Raw genomic sequence first — 26,880 nt, 5'->3', positions numbered from 1 at the left:
CGTCCGACAGGATGCACAACGCTCGAGGGTCAGAACCGAGGCTGAAGGAGAGACTGGCCAATCAGTCATCAAACTAAGCCGATACGGCTTGCAGATACCGCAATAAAAGGCTTTAAAAAACAGAGCTATACGCGGAGTGCTTATGACGTCTTTCCTGTTGCTTCTTATCGTCGGGTATGTCGTTGCGTTTTTCTATACGCTGAATGCCAGCATCAAGAACTCAAGACGCTTGGCAGAGCTTGAACAGGAAGTGTCGAGCCTGAAGGCGAAGATGATGGCAGGCGTTCTGTCCACGGCTGATGCCGGAGCGGTTGCTCGCGTACCCGAGGAAGATGTAAAACCTGCCGAGGAGCTCACGCCATCAGAACCGCTCGCCGCACCAGCGGAGATGGATAGACAGGTTGTCCCGCCACCGCTTCCCGTCAGACCAACCGTTGAACAGGTGACGGAAGAGAGTACGGTCTCCGACCAGGCCGCGGCGTTTGAAGCCGCGCCGAAAGAAAGTTTCGAAAGCAGGCTCGGTGCGCGTTGGGCCGTCTGGCTTGGCGGCATCACGCTTGGGCTCGGTGGCATATTGCTGGTCAAATACTCCATCGAAAATGGTCTTCTCAGCCCTGCTGTGCGCCTTGCCATGGCGGCACTCTTCGGCATGCTGCTGGCCGCGGCTGGCGAAGCGATCCGCCGCAAAGCCCTACCCGGCATCCAGGCAGCTTACTCCAACGCGATGATCCCAGGTGTGTTGACGGCCGCGGCCTCACTGACGCTCTTCGGAGTCGTCTTCGCAGCTTACGGCGTTTACGAATATATCGGGCCGACGGCAGCATTCATCCTTCTTGCGCTCGTGGCTTTTGCCACATTGGGCCTGTCGCTGCTCCACGGCCAGGCTCTTGCTGGGCTGGGGCTCTTCGGCTCTATGATCACACCTGCTCTCATCGTGACGGAGACACCCAATATATGGGCGCTCTTCGGCTTCCTCACGGTTTCGTGGACCGCGACGACGCTAGCGGCACGGTACCAGAGGTGGCTGATCGTGCCAGCGCTCGCCAATATCGGCCTCGGACTATGGGGTGTTGGCTACACGATGGCGTCGGATCCGGTTCTTGCAGAGCCTGTCATGTTCGCAATGCTCGCAATGGTGGCGGGCTCCATCTGGATCTGGCCTGGTAAGGCTTTCGAACATACGCAGGATAACGAGGCGGCTTTGAGTACCGAGGCCACGGCAAAACCCGCCAAGCGGTTTGTTGCCATTCTCACAAGAGCGCCGCTCACCATCAATCTGACGGTTTCCCTTTCCATCGTTCTGACAGCGCTGGCCATGCTTGCCAGCGGCTCCGGCATCAGCATGCACCCCGCCTTCGTTGTCGCAGTTCTGATTATCGGCCTTGCTGCGCTCGGTGCAGGACGCGTGAATGCGGTTTGGCCCGCAATATTCTCCTCGCTCGCGGCGCTCGGTTGCGCCAATCTTCTGGCCCAAAACAGCTTGGAGTTTCTTAACGGCTTCAATTCCGGCACGGCACCGGCAACATTGGCAGTGGATCACAGCCTTCAGGCGTCCATCACCCGGATCATGGGCATTGTCTTCCTGCTATTTGCTGTGGAAGCCACACGCCGGAGAAGCGCGAAGGATCCAGCGTTCGGCACTCTTTGGGCCGCCATCGGGTCCATCGTTCCGCTTGGGCTCGGCATCATCAGCTTTGTAGATTACGGCAATCTGACGCGCGACTGGCTGCACGCAGCTTACGGTCTGTCGATCGGCCTTGTCCTATTGGGCGCCGCCTATCGGTTCGACAAGCGGGCCAAGCCAGCCTTTCAGCTGCCGGTCAACATCATGCTGGTCGGTTCGTTTCTCGCCTTCGTGTTGACCATCCACGCACTGACGAGTGGTCTTTTCACCACACTCCTCATCCCGCTCCTCGGCTTTGTCTATGTTTTAGCGACGAAGTACCGCAATTGGCCTGCCCTTGCATGGGTCATGGCTCTGGCGCTTCTCTTCGTTCTCGGCCGCATCGCCTGGGAGCCGACCATCGTCGGTCCGCAGAACCTCGGCACGACCCCGGTCTTCAACGCGCTTCTTCTGGGCTATGGCGTTCCTGCGCTGCTTGCGGTGCTTTCCGCGTGGCTCCTGCGTCACTCGCCGGATCTACGCGTCCGAAACTTCCTTCAGGCGCTTGCAAGTCTCATGGTGCTGCTGACGCTGGCCATACTCACCCGTCATGCAATGAATGGCGGGGTTTTGAACGAGGCGGTTCCGACACTCGGGGAGCAATCCATCTACACGCTGCTGACCATCGGCATGTCCGGGGTGTTGATGACGCTGGATATGAAAAGCCCCAGCCCGGTTTTCCGTTACGGTTCGATGGTTACCGGCTGCCTTGCCATGGTCAACGTGCTGGCCGCTCATTTCCTGGCGCTCAATCCTTACTTCACCGGGGAGAATACCGGGCGTTGGCCGTTCTTCAATCTATTGCTGATTGGCTATCTTCTGCCAGGCCTTGCCTATGCTGGCCTTGCCTTTTACGCCCAGGGAAAACGGCCTCGGCTTTACGTCACGCTGCTGGCGCTTGCGGGCGCAACCTTGGGCTTCGCCTGGGCAACGCTTTCCGTGCGCCGTTTCTGGCAAGGGGAAAACATTGCCGACTGGAAGGGATTCCTTCAGGGCGAAACCTACAGCTATTCCGTCGTCTGGCTTGCCATCGGTGTGCTTATGCTGGCGCTTGGCTCCCGCTTTGATGCCAAGAGCCTTCGGCTTGCTTCCGCCGGGCTCGTGCTTCTGGCCGTCGCCAAAGCCTTCCTCATCGATATGAGTAATCTGGAAGGTGTGCTGCGTGCCCTCTCCTTCATCGGGCTCGGCGTGGTACTGATTGGGATCGGGCTTTTCTACCAGAAGATTTTGACCACAAAACCCAAGGACGCAAAGGTCGAGGAATGATTGCGCCGACGCCTTGGCCACTTTAAAACGCGGTTTTATCGAACTGAGGAATCGCGAATGCATGCGGACTCTTTTGCGCCTTTTGAGGCACTGGCCGAAACTCTGATTCCGCATGCTGCGCAAGGTGATGACGGTTCGCATGATCTCGCGCATATCCACCGCGTTTTCCGCAATGCCACGCGTATTCACGCGCAGGAGGGTGGAAACGGACCGGTTCTCGTCGCAAGCGTCCTTCTGCATGATTGCGTATCGGTCGAAAAGAACTCGCCGCTGCGGTCACAGGCATCACGCCTTGCAGCAGAAAAGGCACGAGGCATTTTATCGGATCTCGGCTGGAGCGCAGCGGACGTAGACGCCGTTGCGCATGCCATATTGACGCACAGTTTTTCAGCCAATCTCGTGCCGGAAACGCTGGAGGCAAAGATCCTCCAGGATGCCGACAGGCTCGATGCGATCGGCATGGTGGGGGCAGCCCGCTGCTTCTACATCGCCGGGCGCATGGGTTCGGCCCTCTACGATCCGGTCGATCCGCTGGCAAAAAACCGCCCGCTGGACGACCGGCGCTTTGCGATCGATCACTTCGAAAACAAGCTGTTCAAACTCGCCGATGGCTTTCAGACGAAAGCCGGGCGGCAGCTGGCTATAGAGCGACATCAGCGCCTCAAGCAGGTGCTGGATATGTTTCTGGACGAAATCTGAGGGAGATGGCGATGCAGATCAGGCAACTGAATATCTATCCGGTCAAAAGCGCGCGCGGTATTTCGCTGCCGGAGAGCATCATTTCTGCCGAAGGCCTGCCGGGTGACCGCCGTGCCATGATCGTCGATGCCGCTGGCCAGTTCATCACCCAGCGCGAAATGCCGGCACTCGCGACTCTGAACGTGGCCCCTGAGCAGGGTGGCTATCGCTTGTCCATGGAAGGCAAAGGCGAGGTGCTTGCCCTGCCCTCTTCTGCGCGTCTCGATGTCACGGTCTGGAAGTCTAGCGTCAATGCGGCCGTCGCTATCGATGAGGCCAATGCGGTGCTATCGAACTGGCTGGGCCAGGAGATGAAGCTCGCCTTCTTTGACGGACAATCGAAGCGCCTTGCCAATGTCGAATGGACCGGCGAGGAAACACCCGTGACCTTCGCCGACGGCTATCAGATCCTGGTCGCAACCACGGCCTCGCTCGAAGCTCTCAATGCGGAGATGACGGCGAATGGCGAAGGCAGCGTGGGCATGGAGCGCTTTCGCCCCAACATCGTGCTGGACACGGATGAGCCGTGGGCGGAAGACCGGTGGGCTGCCATCGACATCAACGGCATTCGCTTCGATCTCGTCAAACCTTGCACGCGCTGCATCATGACCACGCAGGATCAGATGACCGGATCGCGTGACGTGCCCTCTCCGATGAAGGCCATGGGCCGCATCCGCATGTCTGCCGACAGGCGGGTTCCTGGCGTATTGTTCGGCTGGAACCTTACCCCACGCGGAGAAGGTTTAGTCCGACTGGGCAACGTAGCGAAGGTAGTGGAGTGGCGCCACGAGGCATGGCCACTAAAACGGCGTGGTTGAAGTCTCCAGAGATCTGTCGCCATTGCATCAACGGCAGTGATGCTGCTGTCAAGAAAAGTCGCTGGTGCCTGACAGTAGGGATGACTAATACTCATCTCCTATCCGGAGGAAAACCATGACGACCATACCCAGCGTAGCCACCAGAAGGCCCATGCCCTGGCTGATCATCCTCGCCGGATCGCTGATTGCCGTCCTCACCTTCGGGCCTCGCTCGGCCATGGGTTTCTTTCAGTTACCGATGCTGGCAGACACCGGTTGGGACCGCTCCACTTTTGGCCTTGCGATGGCTTTTCAAAACCTTTTCTGGGGCTTGGGACAACCCTTCTTCGGGGCTTTGGCAGACAAGTTCGGCACAGGTCGCGTGCTCATCCTCTCAGGCCTTCTCTATGCGACAGGACTGCTTTGCATGTCGCTCGGCACCTCTCCGTTCTGGCTGCATTTCGGTGGTGGCGTTCTGGTCGGGCTTGGAATAGCTGCCGGCTCGTTTAGCGTCATCCTGTCCGCCTTCGCGCGCCATGTCACGCCTGAGCAGCGGTCTATGGCCTTCGGCATCGGCACGGCAGCGGGATCTGCCGGAATGTTCATCTTCGCGCCGATTAGTCAGGCACTGATTTCCAACTACGGGTGGTCCGACAGCCTCGTTTTCCTCAGCGTCATGATGCTGCTGGTACCGCTCCTGGCATGGCCGCTGCGTGGCAACTCGTCTTCCGGGTCGCAATCGCAGGTGCAATTTCAACAGACCATCGGTGCTGCGCTGAAAGAAGCGCTCGGACATAAGAGCTATCTCCTCCTGACGACGGGCTTTTTCGTCTGCGGTTTCCAAGTGGCTTTCATTACGGCTCATTTCCCCGCATATCTCGGCGATAACGGTATCGAGCCCCGCTATGCCGTTATCGCCATGGCACTCATCGGGTTCTTCAATATTGGCGGATCGCTCGCTGCAGGCGTCATCGGCCAACGCTATTCGAAGCCGCATTTTCTGGCATATATTTACATCGGTCGTTCCATTGCTGTGACCGCATTTCTGCTTCTTCCGCAAACGCCGGTATCTGTCATTATCTTTGCCGCGGTCATGGGCGTGTTATGGCTTTCAACAGTGCCGCCAACGAACGGGCTCGTCGCCATCATGTTCGGCACCCGTCACCTCGGTATGCTGGGCGGCGTGGTGTTCCTGTCGCATCAGGTCGGTTCGTTTCTTGGCGTCTGGCTCGGCGGCTTTCTCTACGACAAGCTCGGCTCCTACGATCTCGTCTGGTGGCTCGGCGTCGCCATGGGAATTTTTGCAGCAGTCGTCCATTGGCCGATCGAAGAGAAACCGGTTATGCGCCCTGCCATGGCATAGCACTGGTTGGTCTGCTCGTCTGCCAGACCAAGTGCGCCTATCGTTGGTTTATAAAGACAACCGAAACAGAGAATAAACGTGCGTTGTCTACAGCCAAATCATGCTTTGGGTCGTTGGCCTTCCTCTTACGATAGGCGTGGCACCGCTTGCGAGGTCGCTACTACCCAACGACGCGATCCTGGGCACGCTCAGTCCCGGCCGCCTGCGCTCGAGTTGGAAGTGGCTTCGCGGCCTGACCGTTGCACTTATGGATTGAGTATCTGATCTTGCGTGCTGGTGCACAGGTTACGGTCGTTAGCCTCGGCGCAGCCACCTTAATGACCCAGGAAACGCGCGCGGACTTTCTCAAGCGGTCCGACGCAGCGCTCTATACGGCAGAGCACTCGAGCCGCACCCGTATGCATATCCGCCGTGGCCTTATCCTCGGGCGAGAATCTAAAAATGCCCCTCTGGATCAAGCCGGTTTCGGGACCTCTTGATGATGCTCTTTCATCTTTCGTTCCAACGCCTTCAACGCCGCCTGGATAAAACCGTCGCGGGCGGCATTTTCTTGAATCCCTCTCGGCTCATAGACATGTCTGTTGAGAAAATGATTCGTCAGAAGAAAGGCTGCTGAGAGGCTCTGGCAATCCGCAGACGGCGCTTCGCCGCCCTGGAGAAACGGCGGAAGCGCCAGCATCCGGTCCGCATAGGGAGCACCTGCCACACGGCAAACCGCCCGGCCCGTCTTTGGAGAGACATAGATAAGATCGCTGCGAAGCCCGGTTGCAGCGCATTCGCTAAGGTCGAGACCAAAGCCGAGATCGTTCAGTACGGCTAATTCGAAGCGGACGAACAGTTCACCCGCATCAGCCGGATCGGATAAATTATCAAGAATGACATCGAGCGAACGATAAAGATGCGGGTGCGGATCACGCTCCGGCAGAAGCCGCAGCAATGCGCCCATAGCCTGGACGCCATAGACGGCCGTCGCGGTTTCCATCAACTGAGCGGCACGCAACTGAAGCGGCTCAATCCGGTACTCGCCAAGGTGATCATCAAGACGGGCACGCCACGTGACATCGACACGATTACCTGCCTGGAGCACCGGCTGCATTGTTCTGGACCGACCGCCGCGCACAAGGCCGAGGTGACGCCCACGGGCGCGCGTCATAACCTCCGCTATGACGCTCGTTTCGCCATGGCGCTTGACGCCAAGAATGATTGCCTCGTCCTGCCACTGCATGAAAATCTTGCCCAGTGTCTCAACACAAACGGAACAGATCGTCGCGTCGTCAAGCCTTTATAGCCCGTGCAGGCGCTTCGGGTCCAATGATTACGCCATAAGCCGCGTGACGAAAGCCTTCAACTCCGGCTCTGCGAAAGGCTTGTCCAGAAGCGGCGTATCGGCAAAATCCGCCGGAAAGCCGCTTGTATCACCATAGCCGCTGACGAAACCAAACGGAACGGCGTGCTCTTTCAATCGTCTTGCAAGTTCATAGCTCATGCCGTCAGAAAGACTGACATCCAACAGAACGCAATCCGGCCTGGATCTCTCAAGCGCTTCCTGCGCTTGAGCAAGCGTTGTCACGATCTCTACGGTGTCCACCCCCATGGACTGTAGACACGCCTCGGCGTCCATCGCAACCAGATACTCGTCCTCGATAATGAGAACACGTTGAGGCACCATAATTATTTTCTTCTCCGGGCCGGACCCAATTGAAGGCCATCTTAATTAAAAAAATGCATGTCAGGCTGTCACATCGCAGATCAAGCCATCCACGTCATTTAAAAAAGACATATCTGGATACCGTTGCCACCCGAAGAAATTGCAACTCAGAAGCTAGGGTGAAGCTCGGACGATGGCTATTGAAACGGAAATCACGCCTCTCAGGGTGATTGAAGACTACGATCGTCAACAATCACATGGACGCCATTGCCACCTCCGCTCAGGAACAGTCGGTCGGACTGTCAGAGGTCAACTTGGCGGTAAACCAGATGGACCCGACGACCCCAGCAAAACGCCGCCATGGTTGAGGAGGAGAGCGCCTCTAGCACGTCGCTTGCCAGCGAAGCAGAGAAGTTGCGGCAGCTTGTCGCCAAGTTCGAACTTGCCTCGAAACGTCACTTATGCATCGCTGGCAGACCTCAGTTGGCCTCGAACGCCACAAAGCCCCTCACCTCCCCTGCCTGAAGGATGATGGCAAAGGTTGCCGGAGCCATGGGAGACCTAGCCTCAGGGAACTGGGCGGGATTCTGACGCTGGTCAGTTGCGGCGAGCTGTCGCGTCGTGAAGCGATGCGCCGCCAATCGTTGAACCGGCAGAACATTCTCTCGACAATGTTTCTAACCTTCAGACGCGCTTGCTGAAAGGATGAAGGCTGTGTGGTGGGTGGCAGCGTGCACCTTGGGTGAGGAACTGGCGCAATCCATACTGACCGCAGCGGGCGTTGACTCCAGAGCGGCCCGGCATCGGCGAGAATGGTGGCCTCGGATTTCACGATCCGCTCCCGAAGAGGATGGCCTCCTACCTGCCGCCTTTAATCTCATGAAGAAGCCCGGAAATCATAAAATGAGCATCTCCGGCGGCGTCTTTGCCGCATGATCCGGCGCCGAAGCCATTACGTTCTGGCGCAAAATACCTAGATAAACGGCCGTTTGTCGCGCGATTCGCTGTCCCAACCCGCGATCTGCGCAAGCCCCTCTTCATCCAAGACGAGACAGCCCTTGTCGATCCAGCGGATAAAATTGCGCTCGGCCAGTTTTTTCAGCGTCTTGTTAGTATGGACGATGGAAAGGCCGAGCGTATCGGCCACGTGCTGTTGCGTCACCGGGATCGGCCAGCCTTTCTGCAGCAGGCCGACGCGGATCGCTCTTTGATGCAGGAATGCCAGAAGATAGGCTGCCCTCTCGATTGCTGTGCGTCTGCCTACACTCAGTAAGTGGCTGTCGAGCATCCTCTCCTCGCTTGCGGCAATCCAGGTCAGGTCGAAGGCCAGTGAAGGGTGATCAGTGAACAGGCTTTGAAGTCTGCCCCGCTCGAAGACGCAAAGCGTCACGGGCGACAGGGCTTCCACCGAGTGTTGCATCTCGCCCATCACGGTTCCTTGCAAACCGATGAGATCGCCCGGCATCACATAGTTCAGGATCTGGCGTCGCCCGTCTTCCAGTGCCTTATAGCGAAAGCCCCAGCCTTCCAAAACGGTGAAGAGATGGGCGCTATGAGAACCTTCCATCAGGATCAGCGCTCCGCTCTCGACGGAAAGTTCACCGGTCTTGAACCGCGAAACGAAACTCAGTTCAGACGGCGAAAAGTCACGAAAATGAGGAATATCCCGAAGCGGGCACTGTTCACAGGGCGTGGTAGAGGCACCGCTTGGCTTTTTCGGCGACATAATGATCCGTTGGAGACGAGAAACTGTTTTAATGCATCACAGCTATCACGAAACCCCTTTCCGCTTTCTTGAAAAAGGTTCCCTTACGGAAGGAAAATGCAAAAAACGATGAGGTCTTTTTAAATGCGCCGCGCTTCAGATCCTTGCTGTGCCAAAATGCCTGGCAGCAAAATCTGAAGCGTTCGCGTAACCCGTTCAGTTTCTCGGGAATTCGAGTCCCATCTCGCGAAAACGCTCAGGATCGTCGCCCCAGTTTTCCCTCACCTTGACGAAGAGGAACAGGTGAACCGGCTGTTCGAGAATTTCGGAAAGCTCCTTGCGCGATGCGGACGAAATGGCCTTGATCGCCTCTCCGCCTTTGCCGAGAGCAATCTTCTTCTGGCTGTCGCGCTCGACATAGATGACTTGTTCGATGCGAACCGAGCCGTCCTTTCGTTCTTCCCACTTCTCCGTCTCGACATGAGACGCGTATGGCAATTCCTGGTGGAGACGCAGGAATAGCTTCTCACGGGTGATTTCGGCCGCAAGCTGACGCATCGGCAAATCGGAAATCTGATCTTCCGGATAGTACCAGGGACCTTGCGGTAATTCACTCGACAGGTAATTCATCAGGTCGTCACAGCCGGAACCGTTGGTAGCGGAGATCATGAAGGTGCGATCAAAGGCTACGATTTCATTGGCCGCGGCGGCGAGCTTCAGCAGGTCTTCGCGCTTAACCTGATCAATCTTGTTAAGGCAAAGAATTTTCTTCTGGCGGACGTCTTTCAAGCCTTCCAGAATGGTTTGCGCATCACCCTTCAGACCACGCTCGCTGTCGATCAGCAGCAGGATGACATCCGCATCTTTTGCTCCGCCCCATGCGGACGTGACCATGGCGCGGTCCAGCCTGCGGCGCGGCTTGAAGATACCGGGCGTATCCATGAAGACGATCTGCGCATTGTCATGAATGGCGATGCCACGCATCACCGCACGCGTCGTCTGCACCTTGTGGCTCACGATCGAAACCTTGGCGCCCACCAGTCGATTAACCAGCGTCGACTTGCCGGCATTGGTCGGCCCGATCAGCGCAACGAAACCGGACCGCGTCGGAACGGCGGCCTTGGCATCATCATCATTGCCCTCACCGGGCGCTGCGGCGAAATCATTCTCGGTCATGAATATCCAATCAGTTTGCGGCAGATGATTTCTGCCAGACGCCTTCGCGTTCCAATAGTTTCGTCGCGGCGACCTGTTCTGCGGCGCGCTTGGAGCGGTCGACGCCGGTTTCCGGCGCAACGCCTGGAATTTCCACAGTTACCGTGAAGCGTGGATCGTGATCCGGTCCGGAGCGATCGTCAACCCGGTAGTTGGGGGTAGCAGCGAACTTCGCATGCGCCCACTCCTGCAACTCGGTCTTCGCATCCCGGCGACCTGCATCCGCGCCGTTGGCTCGGCCTTGCCAGTATTTCAGGATGAAGCTGCGTGCAGCTTCCAAGCCGCCGTCGAGATAGATTGTGGCGATCAGGCTTTCCACGACATCGGCACGCACGTTCAGCATGGCCTTGCCCGTCAATTTCTTGACGTCGGAGCCTGTGCGAATAAAGAGATGCAGACCCATTTCATCGGCAATCGCCGCACAGGAATCAGCACTGACGAGCTGGTTCAAACGAACAGAAAGCTCGCCTTCGGTCGCGTTTCTGAAAGTTGAAAACAGCAGTTCCGCCACACATAAGCCCAGAACGCGGTCGCCCAAAAACTCCAGCCGCTCATAATTGCCAGCCTTCGCCGAGCGGGCGCTTGCATGTGTCAAGGCCCGGTCAAGCCGGGCCTTTTCCTTAAATTCATATCCGATCAGCGCTTCAAGACGGGAGATCTCATCCGTCTGCAGCGGTTTGGCCTTACTCATCGAACAACCTTGAAGATGCGATCCCAGCGCATGTTTGCCGGCCATTCCCAGATGTGGCTGAATGGCGTGTCATTGCCAAGAGAGAAGAAGATGACGCTGGCGCGACCAACCAGATTTTCAGCCGGAACGAAGCCTACGTCGAAGCGGCTGTCCAGAGAGTTGTCGCGGTTGTCGCCCATCATGAAATAATGGCCCTCAGGAACGATGAACTCACGTGTGTTATCACCGCGGCTGTCTGGCGATTGATCGAGCGTGTCGTATGTCACGCCATTGTCGAGCTTTTCGCGGAAGACCGGCACATTGGTGCCAGGATCTGCACGGTAATCCGAGGTGAAGACGCCGTCCGGCTCTTTTGGAACGGGATTGCCGTTGATGTAGAGAACGCCGTTGGTCACCTGAATGCGGTCACCAGGCAGGCCGACCAGGCGCTTGATATAGTCCACTTCCGGGTTCGGCGGCAGACGGAAGACGACCACATCACCGCGCTTTGGCTCACTGAACTCAAGAATGCGGCCAGAGAACAGGTTCGGAGAGAACGGCAGAGAGTACTTGGAATAGCCATAGGAGAACTTGTTGACGAACAGATAGTCACCAACCAGCAGCGTCGGCATCATGGAGCCGGAAGGAATGGTGAACGGCTGAAACAACACGGTTCGAATAACCATCGCCAGCAGCAGAGCCTGAACGATGACCTTGACGTTTTCCCAAAGGGCGCTCTGCTTCTTTTCTGCTTTTTCGGACACTTAAGAGACCTGTCTGCTCGTTCATCGCCATTGTCATAAAACCGCTGTGCGGTCTTTTTTGATGCTTTAGTGCCTTTCAGGACCAAAGGAAAGCTTTTCTGTACGCCAGGCCACAGGCTCAGCCTGCTCGCTCACCGCTGAACCGGAAGTGCTTCGATGATAACGAAGGCCTGGGCATAGGGAAAATCATCTGTGATCGTAAGATGGATCACCGCCTCATGGCCTGCGGGCATCAGCGCCTCAAGGCGCTCGGCAGCACCGTTGGTCAACAGCATTGTCGGTTTGCCGCTTGGCAGATTGATAACGCCCATATCCTTCCAGAAAACCCCTTGCGCCAAACCTGTGCCAAGTGCCTTGGAGCAGGCTTCTTTCGCAGCGAAGCGTTTGGCATAAGACGCGGCACGGTTCTTGCGGCGGTCGGACTTCTCTCGTTCGACATCGGTAAAGCAGCGATGCGTGAACCTGTCGCCAAAACGCTCGATAGATGCCTCAACCCGGCGGATGTCGATAAGATCACTTCCCAGTCCAACAATCATTCAACCATATCCAGAAGCGCGTTGCGGTTTGCGGCGCGGGCAGCGATCTGCTGATGCTTGCGCTGCCGGAAGCCTCGAATGACGACATAGACCGCCGAATAGGTCAACACAGCGGATATGGCTGCCGGGACAAGCGAGCCGACCGCCATCGGCTCCAGAACCGGCTTCCACAATTGCAGGAAATTCATATGGGAGAAAATGGTGACGAAATCTACGTGGGCGGCGGTCTCATCGCCGCTGCGCCCCAGCATCAGATGCCCTAGCTCCCAGGTCGAAGCCCAGATGAGCGGAAATGTCAGGGGGTTAGCGAAGGTGGTTCCAAGTGCTGCTGCAACGAGATTTGCTCGCAGGATAAAACCGATCATCATGGCGATCAGGATATGGATACCGAGAAACGGGGTCCAGGCGACACCAACGCCGATCGCCGCACCCGCCGCCACCGCGTAAGGCGAGGCCGACAAACGAACGAGCTTCAGCTTCATGTAACGGAACGATCGCCGCAGCCCCATTCGGGGCCAGAGTGCGGCAAGCAGGCGCTCCGAAAGCGCTAAAGGACGACGACGGCGAAACGGCATGAGAGGACTTTATGTCATCGCCCGCATTCCGCCAAGTAGGGAAAAGGGCACCGTAGCGTCACGGGGCCATTAAAGCGCCCCATTTAAGCAAGGCGGCATGGCCGCCATGCATTTTTGCATTATCTCCGGAACATGCCACGATCAACTTCGCGCTGGCGAAGTTCGAGATCGACATTCGAGACCGAACCACTGAGGTAGTCGAACTCACGTTCCTGTACAGACTTGCCACGGACAGCGCGGGCGATCTTACGAAGCGGTGCAAACATCTTCATTTCCTTTCCAGACTTGAGGCCACATCGTCAACGGCTTGATGTGCCGGAAGGCCTCTGTTGCTCTTGTTTTCTGGAGTGAAGATAGTCCCCATCCGTGCTCATGACTACGGATAAGACAAGGCCGCTGCCATGCATTTAACGCATAGCAACGGCATCAAAGTCATTTTATTAGGCACCTGGTGCATTAATCGAAGGCACGCTTGACCGTAGAAACGCAATCGAGATCTTTCAGCTGGGACAGAAGCTGGTTGAGCTGTCGAAGATCCCAGACCTCTACATCCAGTGAAAGCTCGGAGAAATCGGTGCCGATCCGAACCATGCTGAGCGCTCCAATGTTCACATCAAGCGTCGCGATGGACTGCGCCACCGAGGCTAGCGTCCCCGGCTCATTCAGCGCGTTGATCAAGAGCCGTGCCATGAATCGGGACTTGTTCGCCTCGTCGAGATCCCAGCGCACATCGATCCAGCGTTCCGGCTCATCGTCAAACCGTTGCAGTGCAGGAGACTGGATCGGGTAGATGGTGATGCCCTTCCCCTTCTCCATTATACCCACGATGCGATCGCCAGGTACGGCTCCAGTCGCGCCGAAATGGACCTCGACATTGTCAGATAGGCCGCGGATCGGCATGGGGTCAGGCCCATCCAGCAGCTCGGCTGCGCCGTCATCTTCCAAAGCGGAGCGTGATTTGCCAGGAATCTTGAAGATCATCCCGGATGCGCTGCGCATATTGAACCAGCCGTCATCGCCGGTCATCTTCACGGTCACACGCTCATCCTGATAATCGGGGAAGACCGCCCGCAGAACATCGAGCGACGACACCTCCCCTCGGCCGACAGCTGCAATCGCGTCTTCCACGTCCTTTTGGGCAAGACGATGCAGCACGGGCTTCAATGCCTCCCGCGAAAAGGTCTTGCCCGCACGCTCGAATGTTCGTTCAAGGATGCGGTAGCCCAGACCCGCATATTGCTTGCGGATCGCCATACGGGTTGCGCGGCGGATGGCAGAGCGCGCCTTGCCGGTGACAACCACCTCTTCCCATGCGGCAGGCGGCACCTGGACGCCGGATCGAATGATTTCAACCTCGTCGCCGTTGTTGAGCCGCGTAACGAGCGGCATGATACGCCCGTTGATCTTGGCGCCTACCGTCGTGTCGCCGATATTGGTGTGAACCGCATAGGCGAAGTCGATGGGCGTTGCACCACGCGGAAGTGCGATAAGCTTCCCCTTCGGCGTGAAGCAGAAGACCTGATCCTGAAACAGTTCGAGCTTGGTGTGCTCAAGAAATTCTTCGGGATTATCACCTTCGGCCAGCGACTCGATTGTGTGACGCAGCCAGGAATAGGCATTGGTTTCGGTGGAAAGCTGCTCCGTATCGCCCGTTTCGCCATCCTTGTAGAGCGAATGCGCGGCGATACCGAATTCAGCTATCTCGTGCATGCGTCGAGTGCGGATTTGCAGTTCGATACGTTGTCTCGAAGGACCGACGATCGTGGTGTGGATTGAACGATAGTCATTCTGCTTTGGAGTGGAAATATAGTCCTTGAAGCGACCGGGTACCACGCGCCAGCGCGTATGGACGATGCCGAGCGCACGGTAGCACGACGGAATATCCTGCACGAGAATGCGAAAGCCGTAGACGTCCGACAGTTGCTCAAAGGAGAGCGACTTGGACTGCATCTTGCGGAAAACCGAATACGGCTTCTTCTGCCGTCCCTTAACCATGGCGCCCTCGACACCATTGGCGATGAGTAGTTCTCGCAACTCGTCCTCGATCTTTTTGATCAGGCCTTCATTGCGCTCTTCAAGCTCATAGAGACGCTTCGTGACAGTTTCAAATGCTTCGGGATTAAGATAGCGGAACGAGAGATTTTCAAGCTCGTCGCGCATATCCTGCATACCCATGCGCCCTGCGAGCGGCGCATAGATTTCCATCGTCTCTTCGGAAATGCGGCTACGCTTGTCTGCCGGCATATGCTCCATGGTGCGCATATTGTGCAGACGGTCGGCAAGCTTGACGAGCAGTACGCGAACGTCGTCGGAAATGGCCAGCAACAGCTTGCGAAGGTTCTCGGCCTGCTTGGCCTTTTTGCTGACGAGATCGAGTTTCTTGAGCTTGGTCAGCCCTTCGACCAACCGGCCGATATCCTCGCCGAACATCTCATCGATTTCAGCGCGTGTGGCGCTGGTATCCTCGATCGTGTCATGCAGGAGAGCGACCGCGATGGTCGATTCATCCAGGTGCATTTCGGTGAGGATCGCGGCGACTTCCAGCGGGTGGGAGATGTATGGATCGCCATTGGCCCGCTTTTGCTGGCCATGCTTCTGCATCGCGTAAACATAGGCCTTGTTCAATAAGGCTTCGTTCACGTCAGGTTTGTACGCCTGAACCCGTTCCACGAGTTCGTATTGTCGCATCATGAATGGGATGCCCCGAAAAAGAAAGCGCGCCAATGGACGGGAGAAACCCCGTCAGATTGGCGCACGATGCTACATAATCCAGGATAAGATTATGACGACAATCATTTACAGAGGGTAACCGTACTCTAGCTGATACCACCTGCGGAGTTAAGGCGTAACGCGATCATTGAGATACGCGCTGACGCCTAACCTGACTCGTGTGTCGTCACCGCAAACCGCGCAAAACGTTTGCGCGACAAGCTCTATTAATAGTCGTCGTTCTTTTCCGGCGGAACAAGGCCTTCGATGCCGGCCAGAAGCTCCTCTTCCGACATCTGATCGAAGGTTACAGTTTCCGGCGCGTCGTCGTCTTCGTTCTCGCTGGTCGCGTTGGCAGCGAGCGTTACTGGATCGGGTTCTGGCTCATCGACTTCGACATGCTTCTGCAGCGAATGGATGAGATCTTCCTTCAGGTCGTCAGGAGACAGCGTCTCGTCGGCAATTTCGCGTAGAGCGACGACGGGGTTCTTGTCGTTATCGCGGTCAACCGTGATCTGCGAACCTTGCGAAATCTGCCGCGCACGGTGGCTTGCCAGAAGGACGAGCTCGAAGCGGTTGTCTACTTTGTCAATGCAATCTTCTACTGTGACACGGGCCATTGCCTGTCCTTTACGAGTCTTGATGTCGCTGATTAATGGTCCCGATACAGACATTGTCCGTCAATTTCAAGTTTTTCCTTATTTTTCGTCGTTTGTCTCCCCCCGGATGCAACCAACCATACCCTTAAAAGTTAGTGCGAATTGTAGCCCAGGGTATGGACTGTTATGTAAACAAGCTTATATGAATGCTTAATAATGTATAATAGACGCAGTGTTATCCAAGCCCGGAACCGCGTTGATATTGGCGGCAGAGAGTCGCTTTGGAGGACCTCCTATATATGTTCGATCCACGTGAGAAAATTGCACTCTTTATCGACGGGGCAAACCTCTACGCAGCTTCTAAAAGTCTCGGTTTCGATATCGATTATCGCAAATTGCTGAAAGCTTTCCAGAAGCGCGGGTATCTGTTGCGCGCTTATTATTATACTGCGCTGATCGAAGATCAGGAGTACTCTTCCATCCGCCCACTGATCGATTGGCTCGATTATAACGGCTACAAAGTAGTGACCAAGCCAGCCAAGGAATTCACCGACGCGATGGGTCGTCGCAAGATCAAGGGCAATATGGACATCGAACTCGCGGTCGATGCCATGGAGCAGTCCGAGACCGTGGACCATCTTGTGCTTTTTTCCGGCGATGGCGACTTCACAACCCTGGTGGACGCCCTGCAACGAAAAGGCAGGAAGGTCTCTGTCATCTCAACCATGTCGACCCAGCCTCCCATGATAGCGGATGACCTGCGCCGTCAGGCAGACCATTTCATCGACCTGTTGTCGCTCAAGGCCGAGATTGGCCGCGATCCCAGCGAGCGCGCTCCACGCCCCTCCGAAGCGGTTGAGACGGTGGACTGAGGCCACTTTACAAGCTTTCGGCAGGCGCCCCGGTCTAAACTGGTGCGCGCCTGTTTCAACGCAATAGTATAATTTAGATATTTAGCAAATATTTAAGCATATCAAGCCATTCTTCCTGAGAATTCTTCGGTGCGAGTTGGGACACGCACAATATCAGGGGCTTTATTTATGACCGCGCCACACAACAATTTGCAACTCGATGAAAGACTAAACTTTCTTGGCCTAGACAAAGAACAGAGACAATATCTCGCAGGCCTAAAGTCTACCATCACAGGCACACTCAGCGATTCCCTCGATACATTCTACAAAAAAGCCAAAGCTGTTCCCGATACGGCGAAGTTCTTTTCCAGCGAAGCACATATTCAGCACGCTAAAAGCATGCAGATCGGGCACTGGACGCGCATCGCCTCTGGCGTATTCGATTCAGATTACACCAAAGCTGTAGGCGCTATCGGCCGTACCCATGCGCGTCTGGGTCTGGAGCCGCGCTGGTACATTGGCGGTTATGCCCTCATTCTTGAAGGCATCATCAAAGCCATCGTCGAAACCGAACTGAAGGGCTTTCTCGTCGAAAAGAAAGGCAAGAAAGTTACCAAGGGCATCAGTGCGACGATCAAGGCCGCGTTGCTTGACATGGACTACTCGATTTCCGTTTATCTCGACGTGCTTGCTGATGAGCGTGCAAAGGTTGAGGCAGAACAGAAGCGCATGAAGGAAGAGCAGGACCACATTCTGTCGTTGCTGAACAGCGCGCTCGATCGGATGGCGCAAGGCGATCTGACTTCGCGTATCGACGGTGTGGTGCCGTCGGAGTTCGGTGGATTGAAGGAGAACTTCAACAAAGCTCTCGGCCGTCTTTCCGAAGCCTTTACCGAAATCGTCGACGAGTCGCACAAGATCGCCAACAACACCCGCGAATTGACATCGGCGACCGACGATATGGCGCGACGCACCGAGCAACAGGCTGCATCGCTCGAAGAGACCGCTGCAGCGATCGATCAGATCACCAACATTTCGAAACAATCCGCGACACGGACCGAGCAAGCACAAGCGATCGTCAAGAGCTCCGCAGAAGAAGCAGAACGATCACGCCACGTGGTCAGCGAAGCTGTCGAAGCCATGAGCGCAATCGAGGGGTCGTCACAGAAGATTACCCAGATCATCAGCGTCATCGACGAGATTTCTTTCCAGACCAACCTGCTGGCGCTGAATGCGGGCGTTGAAGCAGCACGTGCCGGAGAGGCTGGCAAAGGCTTCGCCGTCGTCGCGCAAGAGGTACGGGAACTGGCTCAGCGTTCGGCTTCCGCAGCAAAGGAAATCCGCAGCCTGATCGACAAGTCGTCGCAGGACGTGGCGCATGGCGTATCGCTGGTAAACCGTACTGGCGAAGCGTTGAACTCCATCGGTGAGAAGGTCGACGATATTCATGAGCATATCGGCGCAATCACTCAAGCGGTGCGTGAGCAGGCTGTCGGCATCCAGGAAATCAACACGGCTATCACCAGCATGGATCAACTGACCCAGCAAAATGCTGCCATGGTAGAAGAAACCAATGCATCGACCCATGGGTTGAGCGACATCAGCAACAGCTTGGCCGACCTGATCTCTCGTTTCAACGTGGCAAAGACTGTGCCCCATCAGAAGCACTATCGCGCCGCTTAGCGAACTGGCTGGGCTTCAGCAAGGCCCAGCCTTCGCCAGCCGAGCACCATATGCTTGACGCGAGGTTTTAAACTTCTGCCTCGCTTTGCGAGCGTGGCCGGACCGACGACGCCATTGGCGCTGACAATCCTTAATCGACGTCCGGGTCGTAGTCGCGGGGCTCATCATCCTTGGTGAATAGCACACAGGGACCACGCGAACCGCGCGGATCATAGGCAAAGCCCTTCAGCGCCAGAGCCTGCGTGATATCACGCACGCCCGAGAGGCCATAGAGGTGATCGTGTAGCTCGACGAAAATCCGCTCGACGCCAGCCAGGGTGGCGTCATTCAGCAAATCGCGCTCCGCACCCTCGATGTCCATGACCAGCACATTGATGCAATGACGGTCAATGAACTCGTCAATATTCTCCGAACCGATTTCTATTCGATGCTCATAGGGGCCCTGATTTTCATCCATGGATGACATCCACAGGTCGCGCCGAACATAGAATGTGTGGCTCTCAGGCTCCCCCGCAGTCAGAAGGCCCTGGGAAAACCGGACATTGTTTGCACAATTGGCCTCAAGAACACGTTCGGCCAGGCGAGCGGTGGAGGGATTGGCCTCGAAAGCCCAGACGGAAACGCCCGGGATACGGGCAATAACCGAGGTAATGACACCGATACCCGAACCAAGTTCCAGGACACGGTCTCCATCCCTGATCGCTCGCGCAACGCTTCGGGCTTCCTTCGCCTCGTAGCTGCCGTCTTTCAGCGCCTGCCAGATAATCGGCGACACCTCATCGGGAGACAATGGCAGCAGGACACCATGTACCTTAAAAGCTTCCACGTTGTGTCCTTTCAAATTACATCTGCGTCGCGGCAAGCCGCATGTCCCGGTTTCAAGCGCTGGCGATCTGCTACATCGGCCGTCATTCCCGGGAATGCTTCGGCTCCGAGCGAGTGATCCTTACCACGCTATCGGAAAATCAACGTGCGTTTCGGCACCAATGGAAAAAGCATTTACGCATAAACGCCAAGGCCCGCAAGCTTGACGACTGGCATCGGCTTGCCGACGAGATAGCCTTGGACTTGATCGCAGCCAAGTTGGCGCATGACGGCATATTGCTGTTCTGTCTCGACGCCCTCGGCGATCATCGTCATGCCCAATTTGCGACCAAGACCTACGACGAACTCGACAATGGCCAGCGCCTGCTTGTCGGTGACGATATCACCCAGGAAAGATTGATCGATTTTGAGCTTTGCGAAGGGAACGTGGCGCAGGTTACTCAGCGAAGAATAGCCCGTTCCGAAATCGTCCATCGCCATCGTGATCCCAACGGTTTTTAGACTATCGAGGATGGCGAGCGTCTGGTCGCTGTTGCCAAGAAGAACAGATTCCGTGATTTCCAGCTCTAGGCGTCCGGGGGAAAGGTTGCTTCTTTCCAGCGCACCTACAACGTTCCGAATAAGATTAGCGCTGTGAAGCTGAACAGGGGAAAGGTTGATGGCAATCTTGATATCAGGACGCCACCGCACGGCTTCTTTACAGGCAGTCTCTAGCACCCATTTACCGAGCGTGTTGATGAAACCTGTTCTTTCTGCAATGGGAATGAATTCGCTTGGAGGGACTTGCCCGCGCACCGGATGCGTCCAGCGCAGAAGCGCTTCAAAGCCACAAATATCCCGGGTCTGCGTGGAAACCTGCGGCTGATAGAACACTTCCATCTCGTTATTCAGCAGCGAGGATTGAAGGTCCGCTTCGAAAGAGCGCTTCTCGGAGAGCTGGCTCTGCATATAGTCTCTATAAACCGCAATCTTCCCCGCTCCCTGCCGTTTAGCGTCATAAAGCGAGAGGTCGGCATGTTTCAGCAAATCGTCTGCATCGACCTTTTCTTGTGAGATGGCGATGCCCACGCAGGTGCCGATCTTTATTTCCATGTCGCCAATGTTGTAAGGGCTGGCGATACGCTCAATGAGACATTGAGCAACATCGAGGGCCTCCGCCTCCCCCAAGTTGTCCGTCACCAACGCAAACTCGTCACCGCCAAGCCTGCAGATCAGTTCGTTGCTCTGTCCAAGCGGCACGATACGTGCGGCCACCGCTTTGAGCAGCGCGTCTCCAACGTCGTGGCCGAGGGTGTCGTTGATCTCCTTAAAGCCATCGAGATCAAGCAGGAGCAGAGCGACCCTGTCGATACGCGATTCGGGATTAAGCCGACGCACAAGCTCCTTGCGGAAAAGTGTGCGATTTGGGAGGGCCGTCAACGTGTCGTGATGTGCGTCATATTCAAGTCGAAGATTGTTTGACTGCAACTCTAACGTTGCAGTCTGCAATTCTTCGGTCAAAAGGGTCAGTTTTTTCTGCGCACGGTTGAGCAGCTGGTTGTGACGCAGCAGCAACACGATCAGCGCCATACCGCACAGTATGAGCCCTGCAGCGAGCGCCGTGTAGATGATGTGCAGCTTGCGCACCTCGGCGTGTGCCGCATCGATCATCTCGACATCATTTGCTACAGACGCGGCAGCAATAGCAGTGAGTTGCGGAACGAGCCCGCTCATTTCGGGCAGAAGCGCGCGTGCTTCGGCTGGCGACAACTCATCCAGTTGGTTGTCGACCCTCTCCAGTATCTTGTCGAGTTCGCCGACGGCCTGACGCATCTCCGGCTTTGAAGCCATAAAAGCGGTTAAACTTCCCTGCTGAAAAGAGATCATTCTGCCGAGCACGATATCGAGGCGAAGGCGTAATTCTTCCTTGCCGACACTGTCAATTCCGAGGGCATATTCGGCGAGCAGGGTCTCGAACCGGACATATTCCCCTACTGCCTGGCTAACCGCCCAGGAGTCGTTGTATCTCGCAAATTTTTGGAGCGCGTTTTGACGCTCAGCTATCACGTAAGCGATGTAGCCGGTGGCAAGTATGAAGCAGCAAACAACGACTGCCAGCGCCTTTCGCAAATGTCACCTTTATTCGACTATGAGTTTGGCCACTTGCCAAGCGGAGCGCGTGTAGTAAGTCTGCGATTGAAGTTCCGGCGTGCTGTCGTAAGGGTATATGACGAAAAGCGGTCCCTTGTCCCTTACCTGCATATATTCGCCATCGCGCTTCATGGCAAGAATGACGTTGAACGCGGTAAAATCCTTCACAGGAATTGTGCTGACATAATCGTTCAGTGCGACTGCCGTGACTGTCGCTCCCTGCGCGCCGACAAAGTCCATGAGTTTGGCCATTGAGACACCTTCGAAACGGGTGCGCGATTCATACCAAGGCGTCTTGGTTTCCACCGTCACCAATCCCATTTTCTCTAGCATCTCCCGGTCGAATTGCGCCGTGCCGTTGACATTGGTCTTGGTGATCTTCCCCGAAACAATCAGAATCGGCTTGCCCGCCGGCGCAGGGAAATCTTGCGAATATGCGGTTTCCAATGGAAGGAAAAATAACACGCAAAGGATCAAGCGAATGATATTCATGACACACATCCTCCCGGGCTTGCTCTCGGCAGACACGGGCCGCCCGCAGCTCCGCTTCAAGACTAATCTATATTAGAAAATATTAAACTAATGTCTTAAAGTTTCGATCCATTTGCGCAAAGCGAAGCTTTAATATGACGCATGTTAGCCGTCTTTGAACCACTTAAAAACCTGGAAAAGATTCATCTAAAGCGAGCGTTTACCGAAGGTTCTCCTCAAGCGTTTTCTTTTCAGATTTAGCAACGAAATTCTGCAATTAGCTTTAAGAAACCCGGGAAATGAATAATATCGCGTCAAGACGATAACCCGCACCTAACCTGCACGCACCCTCTTAAGTAGAAGTAAGCTTATCTAGCAACGAGACGTAGAATAGATCAACACAGATCTTATCGAATCATCAGTAAGATCTGTTGTATTTCGTTGTGATTACTTGAGCTGAAGTTTCTACTCCGTAGACCGTGATTCAATTCCGCAAACGAAAGCTGTGACGCCTACGCTCAGGACCGGTGTCACTCCGACCTGCCACAGAATAAGAGCAAGAATCTACCGGCTTAGTGCTTCAGCCATTTCCTTTGAGCAGCCTGGATTTCTGCCTGTTCCAGTCGCGTTCTTTCTCAGTCTCACGCTTATCGTGAAGTTTTTTACCCTTCGCCAAGGCCAACTCAAGCTTTGCCCTGCCCTTGTCATTGAAGTAGATCTTCAGCGGAACAAGCGTCATACCTTCGCGATTGATGCCAGCGCGCAGACGATTGATCTCCCGCTTGTTGAGCAGCAATTTGCGACGTCGGCGCGGCTCATGATTGAAGCGGTTCGCCTGAAGATACTCGGGTAGATGCGAGTTGATCAGCCATATCTCGTCGCCTTCGTCGGACGCATAGGATTCAGCAATATTGGCCTTACCGTCGCGCAATGACTTCACCTCGGTGCCAGTCAGCACGATTCCCGCCTCATAGGTGTCGAGGATTTCATAATTGAAGCGTGCCTTGCGGTTTTCGGCTACAACCTTGTTGACGATGCGCTGGCTGCCTTTGGGGGCCATATCCTATTCCATTTCCATCTGTCCGCACATGAGGGGACGCGCGGCTTTCAGCGCTTATGTAATCAATGCAAGCGAGAAAGTGAAGATGCGCGGCGGGCGCGCATCTCTGCCTCTACTCGGGTGACGAATTCCGGTTGGAATCAGTTTAAGAGGCCCGCGTGTATGAGTGCTGCATCGATAGCGGCCTCAGTTGCTGGCTCGAGCGTATCCATCAGTGGTGACCGCACCTTTCGGTTGCCCATGCGCGTGCGGGAAATCGCATACTTGGTGCCACAGACGCCAGGCTCCATGAAGACGGCCTTGTGGAGCGGCATCAGGCGATCCTGGTAATCGAGCGCAAGTGCATAGTCCCCTGCAGCCATCGCAGCCTGAAATTCCGCACAGAGACGCGGTGCGACATTCGCGGTGACGGAAATGCAGCCAACGCCGCCATGAGCGTTGAAGCCCAGTGCCGTACCGTCTTCACCCGACAACTGAACAAAGTCCTTACCGCAGTGAATGCGCTGCTCGGAGACACGGTCGAGCTTGCCAGTAGCATCTTTGACGCCGACGATATTCTTGTGCGCCTTGACGAGTGCGCCCATCGTCTCCGGCATCATATCGATGACCGAACGAGGCGGAATATTGTAGATGATGATCGGCAGGCTCACCGCTTCTGCAACCGCGGAAAAATGTGCAAACAAACCCTTCTGCGTGGGCTTGTTATAATATGGCGTCACCACGAGAAGAGCGTCCGCTCCAACTTCCTGTGCGTGGAGTGCCAACTCGATCGCTTCGCTGGTGTTGTTGGAACCTGCGCCAGCAATGACCGGGACCCGCTTGCCCGCAGCCTCTACGCACAGCTCGATGACCCGTTTATGCTCGTCATGCGACAGGGTTGGCGATTCCCCTGTCGTACCGACGGGCACGAGGCCGCTGCTGCCTTCGGCAATCTGCCACTCCACATGGGCGGCAAAAGCCGTTTCGTCCACCTCGCCTTGCTCAGTGAACGGCGTAATCAGGGCGGGAATAGATCCCTTGAACATGCAAAACTCCTTGCGGTGAGCCAGTTCATGCTTCAGCCGCATTCCGTGGTTAAAACGGTTGTCACATTAGTGTGGACCCTGTCGGCCTACAAGCGTTTAAGCTCGGCTTTCGTCTTGGACACGCAAATAGTTTGACGCTCCCTGCGCGGGACCCGCTTAAGGGACGGTAAGCGACTTGCGAACGGCGACTTCAGCCGGATGTTACCGAAATTGATCGAATGCGCGCCTTTCGATTAGAGTTTCGTTAAGGCTAACGATCACTAATGGAAGCGAGGCGACAGCGCTCACATTCGCGCTGCACACAGGCTACTAGCAAGCGCTGGATCGCCTTCACTCAAGGTTTTCGCCGTTCATTTTGGTTGTCGTTGGGCTGGTGAGTAAGGGATGAAGAAAACAGCACTTTTGGGCTTGGTGGCGACAGGGATAGCTGCGACTATATGGAGCGCGTGGGCTGGCCCTGCCCGGGACGATATCGTGCCGCTGCCTTTCGCCCGACCTAACACGCCAGCCGTTCCGGCGTTCATGCCTGCATCGCCGGAAGTAACGGGGTCCATCGTCCGCCCGCAAAAACCTATCGACGTCTCGAGGTTGAAAGCAGGTCTCGACGCTCTCTCAAACAGGGATGCAAAAGGGGCGATCGCCGTCCGTGACAGCCTCGTCGAAGACAGTCTCGACCGCCACATCTTGACTTGGGCAATCGCCATATCCGGGCAGAAGGACGTATCATCCACCGAGATTGCCGGGGCGCTCAAGGAGCTCAACGGTTGGCCGGGCCTCTCGACGCTGAGGGCGAATTCGGAACGTGCTGTCCTGCGGGAAGACCTCCCCCCCGCACGCGTGGTTGCGATGTTCAGCACGTCGCGACCGGAAACGCCGGAGGGAACAATTGCGCTTGCACATGCCCTGACCTCTTCCGGAAACACGGCCCGCGCTCAGCAACTCATCCGCCAATTGTGGGTGACTGAGGGCATGGACACCGATCTGGAAGATCGCGTGTTGGCCGAGTTTGCCGGTCTGCTTTCGCCTGCCGATCACAAGGCGCGGATGGATTACCTGATGTATCGCAGTCGCGTCAGCCAAGCCCAACGATTCGGTGATCTCGGCAGGGCGCAATCGCTTTACAAGGCTTGGGCCGCGGTTCTTCAACGCACAAAAAATGCGCCCGTGCTCCTGAACGCAGTTGGGTCCGCCTGGAGAAACGACCCTGTTTATCTTTTTGCTCAGATTGAAAACCTGAGACATCAACAAAAGTATGCGGACGCAGCAAAGCTTCTAGAGCGGGCACCCAAAGAGAGCAGCAAACTCGTCAATCCAGGCGAATGGTGGAATGAACGCCGAATCGTTGCCCGCGGCTTGGCAGATCTTGGTGATTTCCATGGCGCGTATCGTGTCGCTGCCAATCATTCGGCAACCTCACCCGTAGACGTGGCGGATGCAGAGTTCCATGCGGGCTGGTACGCGCTTCGCGCCCTGCATGAGCCGTCCTTGGCATCAAAACATTTCAATGCCCTTCTCGCCGCTTCCAACCGGCCGCTTACCGCCTCCCGCGCTTATTACTGGCTCGGACGCGCTGCAGAAGCTGGCGCCCCCGGCAATGCCCGTGACTATTTTGCCAAAGCCGCCTCCCATCCCGGAACGTTCTACGGACAACTTGCGGGCGCGCGCATAGGGGTTACGACGCTCAACGTCACCTATCCATCACCTACAGATGAAGACCGGACTAGGTTTGCCGAACGCGAAGCAGTCCGCGCTATTGAGCGCCTTGAGGCCGCCGGGTATAGCTGGCGTGCGGACGGCATATACCGTGCATTGGCGGACCAGATCGACAGTCCCGGTGAGTTGGCGATCCTTGCAACGCGCGCCGAAAGGAACAACAACCACCAAGTATCGCTACAGATTGGCAAGACCGCCTTCAGCCGAGGTATAGACGCAGCCGCCCTCGCCTATCCGATTGGTGTTATTCCCGTTAGCGCGAACATCTCCGGCTCCGGCAAAGCGCTTGCCTATGCCATCGCCAGACAGGAAAGTGCCTTTAATCCTAGTGCCGTCTCGCCCGCCAATGCACGCGGCCTTCTGCAGCTGCTTCCGGGAACAGCAAAGGGCGTCGCAAGCCGTCACGGTATGGCCTACACACAAGCCAAGCTGACCACTGATGCGGGATACAATGCGACGCTGGGCGCTCACTATCTTGGCGAACAGATTGACAGCTTTGGCGGTTCCTACATCCTCACCTTCATCGCCTACAATGCCGGACCGAAACGGGTGCCTGAATGGATCGCTCGATACGGCGACCCAAGGGGTAAGCCCATCGACGAGGTTGTAGACTGGATCGAGCGAATTCCCTTTCCCGAAACACGCAACTACGTTCAGAGGGTCATGGAAAACTACCAGGTGTATAAGACCAGACTCGGTCAACAGGCGGATATTGTCAGCGATCTGCGGAACGGTCGCGCCGGTTGAGTGAGGGGGTTCGCTGTTTTCCAAGCCTCCCGCCATCGCTTCAGGCCTTTGTTGGGCCCATCGCTGCCGTAACACCGGCGCTGGTCACGCTGGTGTTGGGTAGAGTTGCCCTGGCTCGCAAACCGCT

General features: G+C 56.1%; 23 protein-coding genes and 1 pseudogene. 8 read left to right on the top strand and 16 right to left on the bottom strand.

Annotated features, from left to right (window positions below; genetic code table 11):
- Window positions 1-142: 142 nt before the first annotated feature.
- The 4 genes from ACQZ5M_RS17045 to ACQZ5M_RS17030 all read left to right on the top strand — a co-directional run bounded on the left by ACQZ5M_RS17045 (window position 143) and on the right by ACQZ5M_RS17030 (window position 5,827).
- Window positions 143-2,929 (top strand): DUF2339 domain-containing protein, encoded by a 2,787-nt coding sequence (locus ACQZ5M_RS17045; RefSeq protein WP_296078396.1) that lies wholly within the window; start codon window positions 143-145, stop codon window positions 2,927-2,929.
- Between the two features lie 57 nt (window positions 2,930-2,986).
- Complete coding sequence (locus ACQZ5M_RS17040) at window positions 2,987-3,628, top strand: HD domain-containing protein (protein WP_296039962.1); 642 nt, start codon at window positions 2,987-2,989, stop codon at window positions 3,626-3,628.
- Window positions 3,629-3,639: 11 nt separating this feature from the next.
- On the top strand, window positions 3,640-4,485 hold the full coding sequence (locus tag ACQZ5M_RS17035; protein WP_296078397.1) for an MOSC domain-containing protein: 846 nt from the start codon (window positions 3,640-3,642) through the stop codon (window positions 4,483-4,485).
- A 115-nt stretch (window positions 4,486-4,600) separates the two neighbouring features.
- Window positions 4,601-5,827, top strand: coding sequence for an MFS transporter (locus ACQZ5M_RS17030; protein WP_296078398.1), 1,227 nt, complete (start codon window positions 4,601-4,603; stop codon window positions 5,825-5,827).
- A gap of 454 nt (window positions 5,828-6,281) precedes the next feature.
- Here ACQZ5M_RS17030 and recO read toward each other — a convergent pair whose 3' ends face one another.
- Both recO and ACQZ5M_RS17020 read right to left on the bottom strand, forming a co-directional pair.
- A complete protein-coding gene (gene recO, locus ACQZ5M_RS17025; protein ID WP_296104017.1) occupies window positions 6,282-7,052 on the bottom strand; it encodes a DNA repair protein RecO in 771 nt (256 codons plus the stop codon).
- A gap of 90 nt (window positions 7,053-7,142) precedes the next feature.
- Complete coding sequence (locus tag ACQZ5M_RS17020) at window positions 7,143-7,496, bottom strand: response regulator (protein WP_296104014.1); 354 nt, start codon at window positions 7,494-7,496, stop codon at window positions 7,143-7,145.
- Window positions 7,497-7,714: 218 nt separating this feature from the next.
- Here ACQZ5M_RS17020 and ACQZ5M_RS17015 point away from each other — a divergent pair.
- A pseudogene (locus ACQZ5M_RS17015) lies at window positions 7,715-8,000 on the top strand (methyl-accepting chemotaxis protein); the annotation flags it as partial.
- 448 nt (window positions 8,001-8,448) lie between these two features.
- Here ACQZ5M_RS17015 and ACQZ5M_RS17010 read toward each other — a convergent pair.
- The 9 genes from ACQZ5M_RS17010 to rpoZ form a co-directional block, all read right to left on the bottom strand.
- Window positions 8,449-9,201 (bottom strand): Crp/Fnr family transcriptional regulator, encoded by a 753-nt coding sequence (locus tag ACQZ5M_RS17010; RefSeq protein ID WP_296019524.1) that lies wholly within the window; start codon window positions 9,199-9,201, stop codon window positions 8,449-8,451.
- Window positions 9,202-9,396: 195 nt separating this feature from the next.
- Window positions 9,397-10,356 (bottom strand): GTPase Era, encoded by a 960-nt coding sequence (era, locus tag ACQZ5M_RS17005; protein WP_296019526.1) that lies wholly within the window; start codon window positions 10,354-10,356, stop codon window positions 9,397-9,399.
- Between the two features lie 10 nt (window positions 10,357-10,366).
- Window positions 10,367-11,086 carry a ribonuclease III gene (gene rnc / locus ACQZ5M_RS17000; protein ID WP_296019529.1) on the bottom strand — a complete coding sequence of 240 codons (720 nt, stop codon included), beginning with the start codon at window positions 11,084-11,086 and terminating at the stop codon, window positions 10,367-10,369.
- Entirely contained in the window at window positions 11,083-11,829 is a 747-nt protein-coding gene (gene lepB, locus ACQZ5M_RS16995; protein ID WP_296019531.1) for a signal peptidase I, read from the bottom strand. Before lepB ends, rnc begins: the two co-directional genes overlap by 4 nt.
- 131 nt (window positions 11,830-11,960) lie before the next feature.
- Entirely contained in the window at window positions 11,961-12,365 is a 405-nt protein-coding gene (gene acpS / locus ACQZ5M_RS16990; protein WP_296019534.1) for a holo-ACP synthase, read from the bottom strand.
- The gene (locus ACQZ5M_RS16985) at window positions 12,362-12,940 is read right to left on the bottom strand and encodes a DUF2062 domain-containing protein (protein ID WP_296019536.1); all 579 of its coding nucleotides are present in this window, start codon (window positions 12,938-12,940) and stop codon (window positions 12,362-12,364) included. The genes acpS and ACQZ5M_RS16985 overlap by 4 nt, the downstream gene beginning before the upstream one ends.
- A 119-nt stretch (window positions 12,941-13,059) precedes the next feature.
- On the bottom strand, window positions 13,060-13,206 hold the full coding sequence (locus ACQZ5M_RS16980; RefSeq protein WP_296019594.1) for a DUF3563 domain-containing protein: 147 nt from the start codon (window positions 13,204-13,206) through the stop codon (window positions 13,060-13,062).
- A 190-nt stretch (window positions 13,207-13,396) separates the two neighbouring features.
- On the bottom strand, window positions 13,397-15,631 hold the full coding sequence (locus ACQZ5M_RS16975; protein WP_296039942.1) for a RelA/SpoT family protein: 2,235 nt from the start codon (window positions 15,629-15,631) through the stop codon (window positions 13,397-13,399).
- A 245-nt stretch (window positions 15,632-15,876) separates the two neighbouring features.
- Window positions 15,877-16,269 carry a DNA-directed RNA polymerase subunit omega gene (rpoZ, locus tag ACQZ5M_RS16970; RefSeq protein WP_296019543.1) on the bottom strand — a complete coding sequence of 131 codons (393 nt, stop codon included), beginning with the start codon at window positions 16,267-16,269 and terminating at the stop codon, window positions 15,877-15,879.
- A gap of 278 nt (window positions 16,270-16,547) precedes the next feature.
- On the opposite strand from rpoZ, the gene ACQZ5M_RS16965 reads away from it, so the two are divergent.
- A complete protein-coding gene (locus tag ACQZ5M_RS16965) occupies window positions 16,548-17,120 on the top strand; it encodes a LabA-like NYN domain-containing protein (protein WP_296019545.1) in 573 nt (190 codons plus the stop codon).
- Between the two features lie 168 nt (window positions 17,121-17,288).
- Window positions 17,289-18,782: a methyl-accepting chemotaxis protein gene (locus ACQZ5M_RS16960; RefSeq protein WP_296019547.1), complete on the top strand. Its 1,494-nt coding sequence runs from the start codon at window positions 17,289-17,291 to the stop codon at window positions 18,780-18,782.
- Window positions 18,783-18,912: 130 nt separating this feature from the next.
- Here ACQZ5M_RS16960 and ACQZ5M_RS16955 read toward each other — a convergent pair whose 3' ends face one another.
- The 5 genes from ACQZ5M_RS16955 to dapA all read right to left on the bottom strand — a co-directional run bounded on the left by ACQZ5M_RS16955 (window position 18,913) and on the right by dapA (window position 24,293).
- Complete coding sequence (locus tag ACQZ5M_RS16955; protein WP_296019549.1) at window positions 18,913-19,608, bottom strand: FkbM family methyltransferase; 696 nt, start codon at window positions 19,606-19,608, stop codon at window positions 18,913-18,915.
- Between the two features lie 173 nt (window positions 19,609-19,781).
- Entirely contained in the window at window positions 19,782-21,716 is a 1,935-nt protein-coding gene (locus tag ACQZ5M_RS16950) for a putative bifunctional diguanylate cyclase/phosphodiesterase (RefSeq protein WP_296078502.1), read from the bottom strand.
- 9 nt (window positions 21,717-21,725) lie between these two features.
- A complete protein-coding gene (locus ACQZ5M_RS16945) occupies window positions 21,726-22,229 on the bottom strand; it encodes a putative pterin-binding protein (RefSeq protein ID WP_296078516.1) in 504 nt (167 codons plus the stop codon).
- A gap of 559 nt (window positions 22,230-22,788) precedes the next feature.
- Window positions 22,789-23,268, bottom strand: a complete 480-nt coding sequence (gene smpB / locus ACQZ5M_RS16940; protein ID WP_296019557.1) for an SsrA-binding protein SmpB — start codon at window positions 23,266-23,268, stop codon at window positions 22,789-22,791.
- A gap of 140 nt (window positions 23,269-23,408) precedes the next feature.
- Window positions 23,409-24,293 (bottom strand): 4-hydroxy-tetrahydrodipicolinate synthase, encoded by an 885-nt coding sequence (gene dapA, locus ACQZ5M_RS16935; protein WP_296078503.1) that lies wholly within the window; start codon window positions 24,291-24,293, stop codon window positions 23,409-23,411.
- A gap of 384 nt (window positions 24,294-24,677) precedes the next feature.
- Here dapA and ACQZ5M_RS16930 point away from each other — a divergent pair, with 384 nt between their 5' ends.
- Entirely contained in the window at window positions 24,678-26,753 is a 2,076-nt protein-coding gene (locus tag ACQZ5M_RS16930) for a lytic transglycosylase domain-containing protein (RefSeq protein WP_296078504.1), read from the top strand.
- The last annotated feature ends 127 nt before the right edge of the window (window positions 26,754-26,880 follow it).

The sequence above is a fragment of the Rhizobium sp. 22-785-1 genome, from assembly GCF_053521965.1.
Note: the sequence above shows the minus strand (reverse complement) of the source record. Positions and strands in the feature narration are given on the sequence as shown.